Origin of the sequence: Streptomyces sp. NPDC059851, from assembly GCF_042732005.1 — a bacterium.
Lineage (GTDB): Bacteria > Actinomycetota > Actinomycetes > Streptomycetales > Streptomycetaceae > Streptomyces.
The window spans coordinates 1-16,099 of sequence record NZ_JBHWJJ010000069.1; the positions used below are offsets into that span (position 1 = coordinate 1).

Consider the following 16,099-nt stretch of genomic DNA (forward strand, 5'->3'; position numbering starts at 1 on the left):
CCCCGGAGCCGGGGGCCGGGGCCGGCCCACTTCGACCGGGACATCGGCATCGGCCTCTGCTTCGGCACCGGCGGCGTCAAGGCGGCGTCGCGGGACCACCTGCCGGCGTGACATTCGCCCCGCTCTCGGCCGCGCACAGCCTCGCAAACTGCGCAGATAACGGGATGTAACCGGGCATATGAACGCAGGGGGCTTGGCTCACCCTCACGGTCCGCTTAACCTACGGCGTCGTAGGCTACGGCACCGTAGGTAATTCGCTTTGTCCCCAGGAGCACCCGTGACGATCACCTCTCCCCACCTCGGCAGCTCTCAGGCGTGGACGGACGCCAAGCTGCTGTACGCGCTGGAAGAGGTGGTCGAGAAGGAGCTCAACCGCCACCTGAAGGTCACCAAGGACTGGATGCCCCACGAGTACGTCCCGTGGAGCGACGGCCGCAACTTCCCGGCGTTCTTCGAGGACGGCGAGGCGTGGGACCCGCAGCAGTCCAAGGTCACCGACATCGGCAAGATCGCGCTGGTGGTGAACCTGCTGACCGAGGACAACCTGCCCAGCTACCACCACGAGATCGCCACGCTCTTCGGCCGCAACGGCGCCTGGGGCACCTGGGTGCACCGCTGGACCGCCGAGGAGGGCCGCCACGGCATCGTGATGCGCGACTACCTGCTGGCCTCGCGCGCGGTGGACCCGGACAAGCTGGAGCACTTCCGCATGCAGCACATGTCGGAGGGCTTCGAGTCCGACAACCGGCACTCGATGCTGCACTCGGTGGCGTACGTCGCCTTCCAGGAGCTGGCGACCCGGATCTCGCACCGCAACACCGGCCACCAGTCCGGTGACCCGGTCTGCGACCGCATGCTGGCCCGTATCGCGCAGGACGAGAACCTGCACATGATCTTCTACCGGAACCTGCTGGGCGCCGCCTTCGAGATCGCCCCGGACCTGACGATGCAGGCCGTGCGCGATGTCGTGGTGAACTTCCGGATGCCCGGGCACGGCATGCCCGGCTTCGAGCGAATGGCCGCCCAGATGGCGATCGGCGGGGTCTACAACCTGCGGATCCACCACGACGACGTGCTGAGCCCCGTCATGCGCTTCCTGAAGGTCATGAGCATCGACGGCCTCGGTCCGGAAGGCCAGAAGGCCCAGGAGGAGCTGGGCCTGTTCATGGACGGCCTGGACACGGAGGCGCGCAAGTTCGACGAGCGCCTGGCCGCCCGTGCGGCCCGCATGGCCGCCCGCAAGGGCTGACCTGGGTCTCGGCCGTTGACGCGTTGACGCGTTGCCCTGTTGGCCGGTTGCTTCCCCCGCCCCGGCCCGCCGGTGCGGGCCGGGGTCAGCGGCGCTGGCGGAGGGCGAGGCGCTCGGTCTCCGAGAGGCCGCCCCAGACGCCGAAGCGCTCGTCGTTGGCGAGGGCGTACTCCAGGCAGCCCGCACGCCCCTCGCACGCGGCGCACAGCCGCTTCGCCTCCCGCAGCGAGGAGCCCGGCTCCGGGAAAAAGAACTCCGGGCCGGTCTGGGCGCACAGGGCGACCTCGTACCAGTCCGTGCCGAGGTCGGAGGCGGTCGCGGTGGACGGGGCGGTGATGTTCATCGACATGCGGGAAATCCTCACGGCCGCCGATGGACGTCCGATCAACGCCTGATCAACACCCGTCACATCGGGGGCGGCGGGGCGCTGGCTATGACCGCGAACCGGGCGCCGTAGGGGTCCGCCAGCTTTGCGAAGCGGCCGACTCCCTCCATGGAGACCGGGGCCAGCCGGACCTCGCCGCCCGTGTCCTCGGCCCTGGCCGCCGTGGCGTCGCAGTCGGCGACCTCGAAGTACGGGGTCCAGTACGGGCGTCCGGAGTCCTCGACCGGGTCTCCTGCGATGGGAACCAGCCCGCCGAAGGCCTCCCTGTCGGGGCTTCCGGCCGGCTTGGCCATCTTGTACGAGCCGCCCTCGAAGGCCATCTCGGCGATCTCCCAGCCGAAGACGGAGCAGTAGAAGTCCTTCGCGGCGGCCACGTCGGCCGTGCACAGTTCGGCCCAGCACAGGGTGCCGACCTCCTGCACCGCGTCCAGGCCGGTGTTGCCGTGGGGCTGCCAGGTCGCGAAGGCCGCTCCCTCCGGGTCCGCGAAGACGGCCATCCGGCCGTAGTCCTGGACGTCCGCCGGCTCGTAGCGCACGGTGCCGCCGGCCTGTGTGACGGCGGCCGCGGTGGCGTCCGCGTCGGAGCTCTGGAAGTACACCGTCCATCCCGGGGGCGTCTGCTCCGCCGTGACGGCCGTACCGCCCGCGACGATCTTGTGGTCGAGGCGGAACATGCCGTATCCGCCGACCTCCTCACCGCCCGGCCGGTACTCCCAGCCGAACAGTCCGGCGTAGAACGCTGCGGCACCTTCGGTGTCCGGCGTGCCGAGGTCCACCCAGTTCGGGGCGCCGTCCTTGTAGTCCGTCGTGAGCATGGCCGGTACTCCTTCCGTCCTCATTTCGAGCATGGCATCCGGCACTGACAGCCGCCGCTGACGGGGTCGCCCGGCCCGCAGGAGCATCCCGCCGGCCGTGCTGCCCGGCTGACCCGCCCGGACGGTACGGTCACTCCTTGCGTTTGGCGCGGCTCGGCTGGACGCGCTTCGGTTCGCCCGGCATCTTCGGATAGTCCGGCGGGTACGGCATGTCGCCCAGGCCGTGGTCCTGTTCCTGGCGGTCGGCGAGTTCCAGTGCGGCGTCCAGGGTGAAGGCGTGGTCGTCCATGTCCGCATGCAGGTCGCCGAGCTCGGCGAAGCGGGCGGGCATGGTGGTGATGTCGAAGTCGCGGGGCTCGGCGGAATCCAGCTCGTCCCAGCGCAGCGGGGCCGATACCGGGGCCTGCGCGCGGGGGCGTACGGAGTAGGCGGAGGCGATCGTGCGGTCGCGGGCGGTCTGGTTGTAGTCCACGAAGATCCGCTCGCCGCGTTCTTCCTTCCACCAGGCGGTGGTGACGCGGCCCGGCATCCGCTGCTCCAGTTCCCGGCCGATGGCGATCGCGCACCGCCGGACCTCGGTGAAGGTCCAGTTGGGTGCGATCGGCACGAAGACGTGCAGGCCCCGCCCGCCCGAGGTCTTCGGCCAGCCCCGCAGTCCCAGGTCTTCCAGGAGGTCCCGCAGCTCGTGCGCGGCGATCACCGCGTGGTGGTAGTCGGTGCCCGGTTGGGGGTCCAGGTCGATGCGCAGTTCGTCGGGCCGGTCGGTGTCCGTACGGCGCACCGGCCAGGGGTGGAAGGTCAGGCAGCCCAGGTTGGCGGCCCACAGCACGGCGGCCGGCTCGGTGGGGCACATCTCGTCGGCCGACCGCCCGCTGGGGAAGGAGATGTGGGCGGTGGGGATCCAGTCGGGCATGGTCTTCGGCGCGCGCTTCTGGAAGAAGGACTCGCCCTCCACCCCGTCCGGGTAGCGCTCCAGGGTCGTGGGCCGGTCGCGCAGGGCGCGCGTGATGCCGTCTGCGACGGCCAGGTAGTACTGCGCCACGTCCAGCTTCGTCAGGCCCCGCTCCGGGAAATACACCTTGTCGGGATTGGACAGCCGCACCGTGCGCCCGCCGGCGTCCAGCTCGATCGCATTTCCGGATGCACCCATGTGCGCCACGGTAGGCGGGCCCGGCTCGACGCGCATACCGGGCGGACCGGTGCATATCACCCCAGAATCGTTGGCATGGATCTGCCCGTGATGCCACCCGTGAAGCCGATGCTCGCCAAGTCGGTGTCCCGGATCCCACCGGGTATGCAGTACGAGGCCAAATGGGACGGCTTCCGCGCCATCGTGCACCGCGACGGCGACGAGATGGAGATCGGCAGCCGCACCGGCAAGACCCTGACCCGGTATTTTCCCGAGCTGGTGACCGCTCTCAAGGACAACCTGCCCGTCCGCTGCGTGGTCGACGGAGAGATCGTGATCGTCCACGGCGGACGGCTCGACTTCGACCGGCTGACCGAGCGGATCCACCCCGCGCAGTCACGCGTCGACCTCCTCGCCCGGACGACTCCCGCCAGTTTCGTCGCCTTCGACCTGCTCGCACTCGGCGACGCGCCGCTCCTCGACACACCGCTCGCCGAGCGCCGCACCGCCCTGTCCGATGCCCTGTCCACTGCTCGTCCTCCCGTCCACCTCGCGCCCGCGACCACCGACCGCGCGCTCGCGCAGGAATGGTTCGATCGGTTCGAGGGCGCCGGGCTCGACGGGGTGATCGCAAAACCCCTCGATCTGCCCTACCGGCCCGATGCCCGTCTCATGTTCAAGATCAAGCACGAGCGTACGGCCGACGTCGTCGTCGCGGGATTCCGTTTCCACAAGAGCGGTCCGATCGTCGGATCATTGCTGCTGGGCCTCCACGACGACCGCGGCGCCCTCCAGCACGTGGGCGTGTGCGCCGCCTTCCCGATGAAGCGCCGGGCCGACCTGGTCGAGGAGCTGGCGCCGCTGCGGATGGCGGACGCCGGCGCGCACCCCTGGGCGGCATGGGCCGAGGAGTCCGCCCACGAGAGCGCCCGCCTGCCCGGCGCGCAGAGCCGCTGGACCGGCAAGAAGGACCTGTCCTGGGTGCCGCTGCGCCCCGAACGCGTCTGCGAGGTCGCGTACGACCACATGGAGGGCGACCGCTTCCGGCACACCGCCCAGTTCCGCCGCTGGCGGCCCGACCGCACGCCGGAGAGCTGTACGTACGCCCAGCTGGAGGAGGTCGTCGGCTACGACCTCGCCGAGGTGCTGGGAATGCGGCCGAGCCCCGGCCCGGGCTGATCCCGGCCGCACGGCCCCCGCACCCGCACCCGCACCCGCACCCGGCCCCGGCCCCGGCCCCGGCCCCGGCAACGGTCACTGCCCCGGCCCCGGTCCCTGCCGCCTCAGCCTGCCGTCAGCTTCTCCCACTCCGCCCGGTCCGGACCCACCGCGTTCGGCACGTACGCGGGCCGTGCCGCCAGCCAGCGCGCCACCCGGGCCCGGATCTCCGGGTCCGCGTACGCCCGCTCCGGCGGCTCGGCCAGGTGCCGCACCCGCGCCCGCGCCCGCATCACCTCCGGATCATCCAGGGCGCAGTCGAACAGCGCGGCCGTCTCCCGTGCCGCTCCCGCCCGGGCGGCCCGCGTCGCGAACCGCTCCCCGATGGCCGCGTCGGCGACGACCTGGAAGTCGAACCACGGCTTGAGGGTGCGGACCGCCCATGCGTGGTGCTCCGCGGCGTACCGGGCCGACCCCGGTGCCCGCCCGGCCGTACGGGCCACCCTGAGGGCCGCCCACAGGGCCAGCGAGGTGCCCTGGCCCAGCGTCGGATTCGTGTGGGTCATCGCATCGCCGATCGGCACCAGCCCGGCCACCACCGGCCCCTGCTCGTCGACGAGCGCGCTCCACCGGTTGTCCAGGCTCGCCGTGGCCAGTACGTCGGACAACGGATCGGCGCCCAGGTCAAGCCAGGCAGCCCCGGGCGGGAAGGCGCGGGCGGCGTTCTCGAAGAGGGCGGGATCGCGCAGTGCCGAACGGGTGGAGTCCCGGGTGTGGACGATCAGGGTCACGGCGAAGACGCGGTTGTCGGCCGGGAACACCGCGCACCCGGCGAAGGTGCCGCCGGTCACCGCCCACGGGCGGCGCGGGCCCTCCTGCATCCCGTCGGGGAGCCGGTACCAGCGGCAGAAGTACGCCAGGCCGGTGCGGTGCCGTTCCACGACCGCGGGCCGGCAGCCCGCCGCTGTCAGCCAGCGTTCGGTGCCGCCGCGGCGGCCGGCCGCGTCGACGACGAGGTCCGCCGCGTAGGTCCCGGCCCTCGTGGCCACTCCGGTGACGCGCACCGGGCCCGCCGCCGCGGCCCCTCCCGCACCCGCCCCCGCTCCCGCTCCCGGTTCCGTCGTCAGCCCGGTCACCGGCTCCCCGTGCCGCAGTACGGCCCCCACCTCGGCGCGCAGGGCCGTGAGCAGCGCGCTCTCCAACACGATGCGGCGGGCCTGGAGCATGACCAGGTCCTCGTCACCGGGCCGCGCGGGTGGCCGTACGTCGAACCAGTCGAGCTCGTGGCGCTCGCGGGCGCCGAGCCGCAGCATCTCCGCGTACACGTCGGGAAGTTCGTCTCGCAGGAGCGTGCGGGCGGCGCCGAGCAGGACGTGCGGCTGTGTGGCCTGCGGAACGGTGGGCCGGTGCCAGCCGAAGAAGTCCCGGTCGAGTGCGGTGCCCGGGGCCCGGGTGTCCCGTTCGAAGAGTTCGACGGTGTGTCCGTGTCGTGTGGTGAGCAGTGCGGTTGCGAGCCCGCCGACTCCCCCGCCGATGACCGCCACATGTGCCATTGCGCGCCCCCTGATCCCCGTGCCCCGTCCCCGTGCCCTGTCCCCGCAACCCGCAACCCGCAACCCACAACCCGCACCGTGCACGCCGCACGCCGCGCCTGACCGGCCCCACGCCGCAACCGGCGTTCCGCATGCCCATCGGATCGCACATGGCCCGCACGGAAGCCTGCACGGAGGGACCCTGGCCGAAACCCGCACACCAGTCCGAGGCGTCACGCCCGGCCGCGGCGGCTCCGGTACGCCTCCAGGGCCAGCCGGGTCTCCTCCTCGATCAGGTCGGCGTTCACGGCCACCGCCGCGCGCACCCCGGCCGCGGCCGCCGCCGCGAGCTGGTCCAGCGGGTCGGTGAGGTTCCCGGCCGCCCACACGCCCCGCAGGGCGGTGGCCCCGGTGGCCGGGTCCGCCTCCAGACAGCTGCCGATCACCACGCCGTCCCGTTCGACGGCGGTCGAAGGCAGCCCCAGGCTCGCCGCCACGCCGGCGCGGGCGGTGAAGCGGGGTGCGACGACGAGGGCCCGGCACGCCACGGACCCGCCGCCCGCCAGGGTCACCCCCGCCAGCTCGTCTCCGGCGACGGTGAGCCCGGCCACCTCGCCCTCCACCACCGCGACGCCCAGGGCCGCGAGGAGCTCCCGGTCCCCGGCGGCGAACTGCCGGGTGTGGGCGAGCAGGGTGACCCGGTCGCTCCAGTTCCGCCACGTCTGCGCCTGGAGGACGGCGAGCGGGCCGGTGGCCAGTACGGCAATGGGTGTGTCGCGGACCTCCCAGCCGTGGCAGTACGGGCAGTGCAGCACGTCCCGCCCCCAGCGCTCCCGCAGCCCCGGCAGTTCCGGCAGCTCGTCCACCAGCCCGGTGGCGAGCAGCAGCCGGCCCGCCCGGACCGCCGAGCCGTCGCCGCACCGCACGAGGAAGCCGCCCTCCGCCGCCCGGTCCGCGGCCAGGGCCGTACCGGCGGCTCCGGACCGGATCCGGCCGCCGTAGGCGGCCACCTCCGCCCGCCCCGCGGCCAGCAGCTTCGCCGGGGCGGCCCCGTCCCGCCCGAGGTAGCCGTGGAGGTGGGCGGCGGGGGCGTTGCGGGGGCTACCGGAGTCGAGCACCAGCACGGAGCGGCGGGCCCGGGCGAGGGTCAGCGCCCCGGCGAGTCCGGCGGTCCCGCCACCGACGACGACCACGTCGAAGGTGCGTTCCGTTTCCGCAGTGTTGTTCATCGTCTCGTCCTCACGGTCGTGCAGGGGTTCGGTGCGACGAGCACGGGGCCGGGCCGCCCGCGACAGCACGCCACATCCCCTCGTCGACCGGCAAGATGATGCACGAGCGCGCCGGTTCCACCGGCCGGCCGTGCCGTGCCGTGCTAAGAGGGACGAGGAACCGCCGGATGACACCCAAGCCGCCCACGCCGCCCATGCCGCCGACGCCTGCCGAACCGCCCGTGCCGCCCGCCGGCCGGCCCTCCGACGCGTCGGCGCGGCCTCCGGCCGCCACCCCCGGGCCGACGGCGGAGCGCCCCGAACGGACAGTGCCCCGCGCCAACGGCGTGGTCGGCGTCGGGCTCGTCGTGGCCGACTCCGCCGGCCGGGTCCTCCTCGGCCAGGCGCACGACGGCCGGTGGGAGCTGCCGGGCGGGAAGGTGGACCCCGGCGAGGGCTTCGAGCAGGCCGCGGCCCGGGAGCTGGCCGAGGAGACGAGCATGCGCGTGGCCGCCGGGGACATCCAGATCCTCTCGGTCCGGATTGACGAGAAGTCCGGGGTCACCCGCCTGACCGCGGCGGCCGTCACCACCTCTGCCGAGGGGATGCCCGAGGTCACCGAGCCGCACAAGATCGTCCGCTGGGAGTGGTTCACCCCGGCCGAAATCCCGCACGCCCTGTTCGCGCCCTCGGCGGGGGTGCTGCGCACCTGGCGCCCCGAGCTGGCCCCGGTCCTGCCGCCCGTGTCGCCGTACGACTACCCGACGGCGACCGCCCGGCCCGAGCAGCCCGAGCAGACGTAGCAGACGTAGGGGACGTAGCAGACGTAGCAGGACCAGCCCGTAGTGGGTAACCGGAGCACGCCGCATCCAGGTCCCCGCCGCCCGGGCATGAGGCAGGACGGGAGGGCGGCCGTCCCGGCAGGGGCACGCGGCCCGCGGGGGCGGAACCGGCGGGCGGGCGTGGTGGGCCACCTCGCGTTCCGCGGCGCTGGTGGGAACGGCCCCGGCCACGGACGTGCCGATCAGGCCGACGGAACGGCGGCCTCGCCTCCGGACGCGCGGGCTGCCAGCATGCTCCGGAAGGGCGGAGGCGTCGGGTCCCGCGGACCGACCCGCGGACGGTGGCGGCGCCAGTGCGGGCCGGTCCGGGATCGCCCACCGCCCCCCTGCGCCCCCGCGCCTACACCCCCGCCGCGGCCCGCTGGGCGAACGTGCCCTCGCGGAGGTCCTCCGCGAGCAGCCGCTTGGCGATGGCGTCCGCCGCGGCCCGCAGCTCCGCGCCGCTCGGGCGGCCGCGGTCCTTCTCCAGCTGGTCGCCCAGCCATCCGGCCCATGCCTTCGAGATGACCGCGGCCTCCCGCTCCCCCGCCGCGGTCAGGGAGAGGAAGTGCCCCTCCCGGGTGAGGTAGCCCTCGTCCACCATCCGGTCGAAGACCGGCAGCAGGACCTCCGGCGGCACGGCCCGGCGCGAGGCCATCAGGCCGAGGCTTGCGTGGCCGACCGTACGGGTCATCAGCTCGACCTGCATCACGGCCCAGGCGCCCGCGATGTCCAGCCGGGTGTCCGAGCCGGCCACGATCTCCCGGGCGGTCTCCGGCCCCATGGTGCGCACGAGCTTCCCGACGGCCAGTTCCAGCAGCTTGGCCGAGTCCCCCGAGGCGGTGGTCGGGGAGGCGAAGCCCTCGCCCATGTCGGTGGAGGCGGCGCGGGCGCTGTCACGCAGCCGCACCTCCTTGAGGAACAGTGCGACGACGAGCCCGAGCACCGCGACCGGCACCGTCCACAGGAAGACGGTGTGGAGCGCGCCCGCGTACGCGTCGACGACCGGCACGGCCGCCTCCGGGGGGAGGCCGTGCACGCCCGTGGGGCTCTGCGCGGCCTCGGCGATCTGCGCCGGGTCGCCGCCCGTGGCGCGGGCCGCCTCCGCGACGGCCCTGTCGAGCCTCGGTCCGAGGCCGTTGGCGTAGATCGTCCCGAAGACCGCGGTGCCGAAGGAGCCGCCGAGCGTACGGAAGAACGTGACACCGGACGTGGCGGTGCCGAGATCGGCGTACTCCACGGTGTTCTGCACGGCGATCGTGAGCACCTGCATGCTCAGGCCGATCCCCGCACCCAGGACGAACATGTACAGCGATTCCAGCCAGGCGGAGGTGCCCGGCCCCATCAGCGACAGCAGGAACAGGCCGATGCCCATGGCCAGGCAGCCGACGATCGGGAAGACGCGGTAGCGACCGGTCCTGCTGGTGACGTTGCCACTGAAGACGGAGGCGAGCAGCAGGCCGAAGACCAGGGGCAGCGTCCGCACGCCCGATACCGTGGCCGAATCCCCGTCCACGTACTGGAGGTACGTCGGCAGGAAGGTCATCGCGCCGAGCATCGCGAAGCCGACGACGAAGCTGAGCACCGAGCACACCGTGAAGACGGGGTTGTGGAAGAGCCGCATCGGCAGCATCGGCTCCGCCGCCCGCGTCTCCGCCCGGCAGAACAGTGCCAGGGCCACCGCCCCGGCCGCGAAGAGGCCGATGATGACGCCCGAGCTCCAGGCGTACTCGTTGCCGCCCCAACTGGTGGCGAGGATCAGGGCGCTGGAGCCGACCGCCACCAGCGCGATGCCGACGTAGTCGATGGCCGGCCGTCCGGAAGACCGTACGGAGGGGATCGTGCGGGCCGCCGCGACCACCACCAGGACGGCGATCGGCACATTGACGTAGAAGGCCCAGCGCCAGCTGAGGTGGTCGGTGAACAGGCCACCGAGCAGCGGCCCGACGACGGTGGCGACGCCGAAGACTGCACCGATGGCTCCCTGGTACTTGCCGCGTTCCCGCAGCGGGATCACGTCGGCGATCAGGGCCATGGCGGTGACCATGAGGCCGCCGGCGCCGGCGCCCTGCATCCCCCGCCACACGATGAGCAGGGTCATGTTGCTCGCCAGGCCGCACAGGAACGAGCCGGTGATGAAGACGACCGCCGATACCTGGAAGACCAGTTTCCGGCCGAAGAGGTCGCCGAACTTGCCGACGAGGACCGCCACGACGGTCTCGGCGAGCAGGTAGGAGGTCACCACCCACGACATGTGGTCGCCGCCGCCGAGGTCCGCCACGATCGTGGGCAGGGCGGTGCCGACGATCGTCTGGTCGAGTGCCGCGAGCAGCACGCCCAGCATGATCGTGCCGAAGACGACGTTGCGCCGGCGCCGGTCGAGCACCGGGGGCACCGCCGCGTCACCGGCGGCCCGGGCGGCGGGGGCTGTGGTCACATCTCGCACTCTCACAGCGGCCCCGCCGTGCCGCATGCGGCACGGGTCCGTACGGGGGACCCGGCTGCGGGATCAGCGCAGGTAGTCGAGGCCGGGGTGGGCGGCCGCGTACGCGTCGAGGAGCCGCCGGGCGACGCCCACCGAGTCGACCAGGGGGTGCAGCGCGAAGGCCTTGACCGCCTCCGACCGGGAGCCGCCGGCCGCGGCCGCCAGGACCGCGCGTTCGACGGCCTTGACGGAGGTGACCAGCCCGACGGCGTGCAGTGGCAGGGGGTCGACGGCCACGGGGTGGGCGCCGTTGGCGTCGACCAGGCAGGGGACCTCGATCACCGCTTCGCCGTCGAGGACGGACAGCGTCGAACGGTTGCGCACGTTCAGGATGAGCGTGGTCCGCTCGTCGCGGGCGATGGCCCGCATCAGCGCGAGCGCGACCTCCTCGTAGCCCCCGGAGCCGGACTCCAGGTCATCGTCGTCGCGGGCGCCGGCGCCGGCCGCCTGGCGGTTCTCGGCCATGTACGTGGCCTCCCGCTCGGCCCGGGTCCGGTCCCAGGCGGCCAGTGCCGCCCCGGGCGGCAGCGCGTCCCGGCCGGCTTCGGCGTAGAAGCCGCGCTGCTGGTCGCGCAGGAAGGCCCCGCGGGTCTGCTCCGCCTCCTGGTACGCCCGTACGGTGTCGCGGTTGAAGTAGTAGTAGTGCAGGTACTCGTTGGGGACCGCCCCGAGCGAGCGGAGCCAGTCGGGGCCGAAGAGCCGCCCCTCCTCGAACGACCGCAGCGCCGCCGTGTCGGCCAGCAGCCGGGGCAGCTCGTCGCGGCCACCGATGTGCAGGCCGCGCAGCCAGCCGAGGTGGTTGAGGCCGACGTAGTCGATCCAGGCGTCCTGCGGACGGGCGCCGAGTACGCGGGCGACGCGTCGGCCGAGGCCCACCGGGGAGTCGCAGATGCCGATCACCCGGTCGCCGAGCACCTCGGCCATGGCCTCGGTGACCAGCCCGGCCGGATTGGTGAAGTTGATGACCCAGGCGTCGGGGGCGAGACGGGCGACGGCGCGGGCGATCTCCCGTGCCACCGGCACGGTCCGCAGGCCGTACGCGATCCCGCCGGCGCCGACGGTCTCCTGGCCGAGCACGCCCTCGGCCAGGGCGACCCGCTCGTCCGCGGCGCGCCCGTCCAGGCCGCCGACACGGATGGCGGAGAAGACGAAATCGGCTCCGCGCAGGGCCTCGTGCAGGTCGGTGGTGGTGGACACGGACGGGGCGGGGAGCGCGCCCGGGCGGGAAGCCGCGCGGCGCGCGGTTGCCGCGGCCGCGGCCGCCTGGTCGGCCAGGACCCGGAAGACGGCGGTCAGCCGCGCCGGGTCCTCGTCGTACAGCGTCACGTGGGACACCCGGCCTTCGGCGTGGTCTCCGAGCAGTGCTCCGTAGACGAGCGGTACCCGGAACCCGCCCCCGCCGAGGATCGTCAGCCGCACGCCCTACCGCCCTTCGACCAGTACCGCCGCCCGGATGCCACGATCCGCGACATTCGGGTGGAGGCACACGAATGAGGGCTCCAGTGTCCCCTGCCGGCCCCGGCCGTCCGTCTGCCCGCCGGCCTGCCGATCGACCGAACGGCTGGTGGCCGGCCTGCAGGTCGGCCGGCAGACGGCCGGTCAGTCCTCCAGTGCCGGCACGGCGCGCAGCCGCGGCCCCTGCCCGTGCGGCACGGCGCCGCCGCGGGCGGGTCCGGCCGCGGCGCCCTGGGGCGTCGAGAGGACCATGGTGATCCGGGTGAGCCCCATGGCGTCGAGCATGCGGCTGGATTCGGCCACCAGCCGGCACCGTACGAGCCCCCACTGCGGATCCCAGTGGCGTACGGTCCGCACTGCGCCGTCACGCTCCGCGGCCCCGGCCCCGTGGGTGGCCAGCCAGTGCGGTACGCCGTACCGGTAGGCCGCCTCCATGAAGGGATCGCGGGCCACTTCCTGGCGGATGCTGCGCAAACCCTCGTCCTCCGGGGCGGCTTCCAGGGCCGCCGCGAACTGGGCCAGCAGCGGTACGCACCAAGCCGGCTCGTGGTCCTCCAGAACGGCGGCCGCGTCCGGGTGGAACAGCACGAAGCGCAGGAAGTTGTCGTCCGGGAGGGCGGTCGGGTGGGGGCGCACCGACTGGAAGAGCTTGTCGAACGCCGAGTTGGTGAGCGCGACGTCCCAGCGGTGGTCCACGAGGAAACTGGGATAGGGCACGACCTCCATGAGGGCCGCGTAGTCGCACAGGTAGTCGCGCTGTGCGGGGTCGTCGGGCAACCGGTTCTCCTCGGACGCCCGCCAAGTGGGCGGCGGATCCCGGTCGACCATGATGCGGAAGAGCCAGAAACACTGCCGCTCGCTCATTTCCAGGGCCTCGGCCAGTGCGAGCAGCTTGCGGTCGGTCCATTCCTTGACCAGCCCGCGTTCCCAGTTCCCGTACGCGCGAACGCTGATGCGCAACCGTGCGGCGAGGTCTTCCTGGCTCAGGCCCAGTTCCTCGCGGCGCTGGCGCAAAATCTCCTTGCGTCGCTCCGACCGCACTGCGCCGCGCGCGGACTCCTCGCCCGCCAGGCGCTCCTCACCGGCTCGGGCGAGGCCATCGGACGGGCCCACCGCTGCGAGATGTAGCACCGAGAGCTCCCCCTCCTCACGGTCTGGATCTTCAATTTCCTCTGGCGATCCTGCTACCGACGTCATTCGAGTGTCAACTATCGTGGCAATTCCAGCCTCTTGACAGCTCATTCCCGCCACAGCTGTGGCAACTTCTGGCCCTGCGGCGGGAGAACGGCTAGATTCCAAAAGCCGACCATGTGCCCGAACCGACTCGCCGCGATCTAGGAGAACCACTGGTGACAGACGGCTTCCCGGCTCCCGTCGCGGTGGCCAACCCGTCCCTGGCAGCCACCGTCACGCGCGTCGCAGAACTCGCGGGCAAGATGGGCCGCGACCCTAGCAAGGTCTTCGACCTGCGCCGCCTCTCCGAGGCCTCCGGCGTGCCCATGGACGTGGTGCGGAGCCTGATGGACGGCAGGCCGGCCGGGGAGCCCTGTCTGCAGACGCGTTTCCTCCAGCGGCTCGACCTGCTCCGCCGTACGAGGCTGAAGCCCAACGGGCGCCGCTACACCCAGCAGGAGATCGCCGACGGCGCCGGGATGTCCCGGCAGCAGGCCGGCGCGCTGATCAACGGCGACCGGCGGCCCACCATGGAGCACTGCGACGCGATCCAGCGCTTCTTCGGCGTCCACGCGGGGTTCCTCACGGCGCACGACGCGGACGCCCTGACCGACGCGCTGCTGCGCACCGAGCAGCAGCTGCTCCAGGACTACGCGGGCCGTACGCGCGAGACCGTGCCCGCCCCGGCGTCCTCGGCGGGCGACCCCTTGGCGAGACTGCTCCAGAACCACGGAGTGCGGGGCATCGCCTGGCGTGCCGCGCAGCTGCCCAGCGACAAGCACCGCGACAAGGTCGCCGAGTGGCTGGACATGCTCCTCGAGAGCGTCAAACCGCACGAGTCCTGATCCCGGCCCGGTCGACAGTCAGTCAGTCTGATCCTGGGTCTGTCTGAACCTTGAGTACTGATCCGGATCCACGCCGACGGGGAGAACGGTGAGCATAGGCAGAGAGCAGCGCCGGTTGTGCGGCGAGCTGGTGGCCGGCCTCCAGCTGACCGCGCCCGTGGAACCCGTGGACCTCTACGCCGCCCTCTGCGAGGGCATGAGCAGGATCCGCGGCCGCCGCGTGGACTTCCGGATGGCCGCGTTCCCGCCCGGCACGGCCAGCGGCCTGTGGCTCGACATGGCCGACCGGGACCTGGTGGTCATCGAGGAGCGCACGGCACCGGACCACCAGCTGGTGATCCTCGGTCACGAACTGTGGCACATGAAGGCCGGCCACTGCAGCCACCACGTCGACGGAGCCGCCGTCGCGGCCCGCCTGCTGTCCGACGAGGCCGACCTCGGCGAGACCGTACGGCGCGTGGCGGCGCGCACCCGCGCCGACATCCGCGAGGAGACCGAGGCCGAAACCTTCGGCTTACTGCTGGGCAGTCGGTGCCGGACCTGGCTCGCCGGGTCGGCGAGTCACCGTGCGCCCGCACAGCGGGACCAGTTGGCGGGGCGCATCGAGGCCTCGCTCGGATACCGGGGGCACAGGAACGACCATTGAACGGCCAGGACTACTACATCCCGGCAGCCGCGCTGGGCATCGCCCTCGCCTTCAAACTGCCGGCGCTGCGCAACAACTGGCGCGACCCGCTGCTGCGCGCAGTGTGCTCCCTGCTGGTCCTGGCCGGATCGGTGTTCGCCTTCGCCGCCCCTCCCACCATCGTGGCGGTCAACGACCTGACCGGGGTCACCAATGCCTCCGCCCCGCTGGTGTACTGCCTGATCACCCTGTTCAGCGCCGCCTGCCTGGTGCTGATCGTGAACTGGCGCGGCGGCCCCGCCGAGGTGACCCGGCGCACGTCGCGCCGGTGGATCGTCGGCTACTGCGGGGTCGTGGTGGTGCTCGTCGTGCTCTTCGCGATGGGCGACGCACCCGTCGAGCGGCTGCGCGACTTCGACACGTACTACGCGAACGAGCCCTACGTCCGGGAGATGATCGCCCTCTACCTGACGGCGCACCTGGTGGCGGCCGTCGTGATGGTCGCCATGTGCTGGCGCTGGTCCCTCCAGGTACGCGGCTGGCTGCGGACCGGCCTGATGATCATCGTGGCGGGCTACGTCCTCAACCTCAGCTACGACGCGACCAAGATCACCGCGGTCATCGCCCGCTGGACGGGCCACGACCTCGACGACCTGAGCACGTACGTCGCCCCACCGCTCGCCTCCCTCGGCGCACTGATCAGCGCCATCGGCTTCGTCGTCCCCCTGGTCTGCCAGCGGCTGTCCGACCACTGGCAGACGTGGACGACCTACCGTCGGCTCGGGCCGCTGTGGGACGAGGTGCAGCCGTGCGCCCCCACCGGCACCCCGTGCGTGAAGATGTCCTGGTGGTCACCGCCCGAGCTGCGCATGATCCAGCGCGAGTCGGACATCCACGACGCGTTCCTGCACCTGGGCCCGTACTTCGACGAACGGCAGCGGGAGCGGGCGTACGGGCTCGCCCTCGCCGGCGGATCGGACGAGGAGACCGCCCGCGCGGTCGGCGAGGCGGCCATGGTCGCCGCAGCCGTCCGGGCCCGCGCCGCGGACCCGGAGGGGGCCGCCATCGACGGCGAGGAGGGCGCGGACGGTGCCGCCCGGGCCACGCCCGGCCCGCGGGACCTCGTCCGGGTCTCCCAGGCCCTGCGGTATTCGCCGGTGGTCGCGAGCGCACGGCGGCAGGGGGCGGCCGGGGCGGTCTGCTGACCGACCGGGCGCCC

14 protein-coding genes are annotated in these 16,099 nt (G+C 72.8%); 6 read left to right on the plus strand and 8 right to left on the minus strand.

The annotated features are described in order from the left end of the window. The first annotated feature begins 277 nt into the window (after positions 1 to 277). Positions 278 to 1,249 carry an acyl-ACP desaturase gene (locus tag ACFV7Q_RS22585; protein WP_385430949.1) on the plus strand — a complete coding sequence of 324 codons (972 nt, stop codon included), beginning with the start codon at positions 278 to 280 and terminating at the stop codon, positions 1,247 to 1,249. Positions 1,250 to 1,334: 85 nt separating this feature from the next. On the opposite strand, the gene ACFV7Q_RS22590 is transcribed toward ACFV7Q_RS22585, so the two are convergent. From ACFV7Q_RS22590 to ligD, 3 genes are all read right to left on the minus strand, one after another. Then, positions 1,335 to 1,598: a WhiB family transcriptional regulator gene (locus tag ACFV7Q_RS22590; protein WP_385430951.1), complete on the minus strand. Its 264-nt coding sequence runs from the start codon at positions 1,596 to 1,598 to the stop codon at positions 1,335 to 1,337. A 56-nt stretch (positions 1,599 to 1,654) separates the two neighbouring features. Beyond that, positions 1,655 to 2,449 (minus strand): VOC family protein, encoded by a 795-nt coding sequence (locus ACFV7Q_RS22595; RefSeq protein ID WP_385430953.1) that lies wholly within the window; start codon positions 2,447 to 2,449, stop codon positions 1,655 to 1,657. 130 nt (positions 2,450 to 2,579) lie between these two features. After that, the gene (gene ligD, locus ACFV7Q_RS22600) at positions 2,580 to 3,599 is read right to left on the minus strand and encodes a non-homologous end-joining DNA ligase (protein WP_385430954.1); all 1,020 of its coding nucleotides are present in this window, start codon (positions 3,597 to 3,599) and stop codon (positions 2,580 to 2,582) included. A gap of 75 nt (positions 3,600 to 3,674) precedes the next feature. Here ligD and ACFV7Q_RS22605 point away from each other — a divergent pair, with 75 nt between their 5' ends. Then, positions 3,675 to 4,757 (plus strand): ATP-dependent DNA ligase, encoded by a 1,083-nt coding sequence (locus ACFV7Q_RS22605; RefSeq protein ID WP_385430956.1) that lies wholly within the window; start codon positions 3,675 to 3,677, stop codon positions 4,755 to 4,757. 104 nt (positions 4,758 to 4,861) lie between these two features. Here ACFV7Q_RS22605 and ACFV7Q_RS22610 read toward each other — a convergent pair whose 3' ends face one another. Together ACFV7Q_RS22610 and ACFV7Q_RS22615 are read right to left on the minus strand one after the other, a co-directional pair. Then, entirely contained in the window at positions 4,862 to 6,289 is a 1,428-nt protein-coding gene (locus ACFV7Q_RS22610; RefSeq protein ID WP_385430957.1) for an NAD(P)/FAD-dependent oxidoreductase, read from the minus strand. A 212-nt stretch (positions 6,290 to 6,501) separates the two neighbouring features. Next, positions 6,502 to 7,497 carry an NAD(P)/FAD-dependent oxidoreductase gene (locus ACFV7Q_RS22615; protein ID WP_385430959.1) on the minus strand — a complete coding sequence of 332 codons (996 nt, stop codon included), beginning with the start codon at positions 7,495 to 7,497 and terminating at the stop codon, positions 6,502 to 6,504. A gap of 167 nt (positions 7,498 to 7,664) precedes the next feature. On the opposite strand from ACFV7Q_RS22615, the gene ACFV7Q_RS22620 reads away from it, so the two are divergent. After that, positions 7,665 to 8,279, plus strand: coding sequence for an NUDIX hydrolase (locus ACFV7Q_RS22620; protein WP_385430961.1), 615 nt, complete (start codon positions 7,665 to 7,667; stop codon positions 8,277 to 8,279). Between the two features lie 379 nt (positions 8,280 to 8,658). On the opposite strand, the gene ACFV7Q_RS22625 is transcribed toward ACFV7Q_RS22620, so the two are convergent. The 3 genes from ACFV7Q_RS22625 to ACFV7Q_RS22635 form a co-directional block, all read right to left on the minus strand. Next, positions 8,659 to 10,770, minus strand: coding sequence for an MDR family MFS transporter (locus ACFV7Q_RS22625; protein WP_385430963.1), 2,112 nt, complete (start codon positions 10,768 to 10,770; stop codon positions 8,659 to 8,661). Positions 10,771 to 10,806: 36 nt separating this feature from the next. Beyond that, the gene (locus ACFV7Q_RS22630) at positions 10,807 to 12,201 is read right to left on the minus strand and encodes a 6-phospho-beta-glucosidase (RefSeq protein ID WP_385430964.1); all 1,395 of its coding nucleotides are present in this window, start codon (positions 12,199 to 12,201) and stop codon (positions 10,807 to 10,809) included. A gap of 180 nt (positions 12,202 to 12,381) precedes the next feature. Then, complete coding sequence (locus ACFV7Q_RS22635; protein WP_385430966.1) at positions 12,382 to 13,368, minus strand: helix-turn-helix domain-containing protein; 987 nt, start codon at positions 13,366 to 13,368, stop codon at positions 12,382 to 12,384. Between the two features lie 218 nt (positions 13,369 to 13,586). Here ACFV7Q_RS22635 and ACFV7Q_RS22640 point away from each other — a divergent pair, with 218 nt between their 5' ends. The 3 genes from ACFV7Q_RS22640 to ACFV7Q_RS22650 all read left to right on the plus strand — a co-directional run bounded on the left by ACFV7Q_RS22640 (position 13,587) and on the right by ACFV7Q_RS22650 (position 16,085). Beyond that, positions 13,587 to 14,255 carry a helix-turn-helix domain-containing protein gene (locus ACFV7Q_RS22640; RefSeq protein WP_385430967.1) on the plus strand — a complete coding sequence of 223 codons (669 nt, stop codon included), beginning with the start codon at positions 13,587 to 13,589 and terminating at the stop codon, positions 14,253 to 14,255. A gap of 88 nt (positions 14,256 to 14,343) precedes the next feature. Continuing rightward, positions 14,344 to 14,901 carry a toxin-antitoxin system, toxin component gene (locus ACFV7Q_RS22645; protein ID WP_385430969.1) on the plus strand — a complete coding sequence of 186 codons (558 nt, stop codon included), beginning with the start codon at positions 14,344 to 14,346 and terminating at the stop codon, positions 14,899 to 14,901. Continuing rightward, the gene (locus ACFV7Q_RS22650; RefSeq protein WP_385430971.1) at positions 14,898 to 16,085 is read left to right on the plus strand and encodes an MAB_1171c family putative transporter; all 1,188 of its coding nucleotides are present in this window, start codon (positions 14,898 to 14,900) and stop codon (positions 16,083 to 16,085) included. Before ACFV7Q_RS22645 ends, ACFV7Q_RS22650 begins: the two co-directional genes overlap by 4 nt. Positions 16,086 to 16,099 lie beyond the last annotated feature (14 nt).